This window comes from Pseudomonas sp. P5_B2 (assembly GCF_056400445.1).
In genome coordinates this window covers 1-727 of sequence record NZ_JBFULH010001311.1, presented here as the reverse complement: position 1 = coordinate 727, position 727 = coordinate 1, and the positions used below count along the sequence as shown (strand labels likewise).

At 50.8% G+C, this 727-nt stretch carries 1 protein-coding gene; it reads right to left on the bottom strand.

All coding sequences use genetic code 11. The features are described from left to right. Positions 1-238 precede the first annotated feature (238 nt). A partial coding sequence (locus tag AC1DRJ_RS30935; protein ID WP_477805458.1) for a glycosyltransferase occupies positions 239-727 on the bottom strand: 489 nt, incomplete at its 5' end.

Genomic DNA, 727 nt, shown 5'->3' with positions numbered 1-727 from the left:
GGTCGGGAGCACAGCTGACGCGGCTCGGAGCGGTGCCACAACAGAACAGTCAGGCAACTGCACCAATCGTTTAATCAATGCGCAGCCTAGAAAACCACTACCACCGGTAACCAGGAATGTTTTAGATCTCATCGGTGACCCTTGGGAATACATAGAACATCTATGTTCTGCCAGTCCGCAGAGACGTTTCCGACATAGATGATTTGATGCAGATACTGCAGTCAGACCAACAAATACTTCAAAGCAGGGACCGATAAATTTCTGCGTAAGCTTCCGCCATCGAATCAGCTGAAAACAATTTTTCGAAACGCCGTGCAGCCGCCTCCCCCATCGAAGCAGCAACCGCTGGTTGATTCCAGAGGTGATTCATTGCCGCCGCCAAGGCCACAGAGTCGCGAGGAGGAACGACCAAACCGGTTTCTCCTGCGATGTTGATGTAGGTCGTGCCGGAGCCTATCTCACAAGAAATCATCGGCTTCCCATACATCGCACCTTCTAGCAACGAAATACCGAAAGACTCAGATCTAAGGTGCGAAGGAAAAACGAACGCATAGCACAGTGTCAACAGAGCGGCTTTGTCATCGTCAGGCAACCCCCCCAGAAAATGTACATCGGATAGACCCAATTGATTCGCCTGAGCTTTAAGCTCTAACTCAAGGTGCCCTCCGCCCAGAATCACTACGGGCAATTGAGTCTTTTTTGCGGCCTCAAGTAGATAGTCCAATCC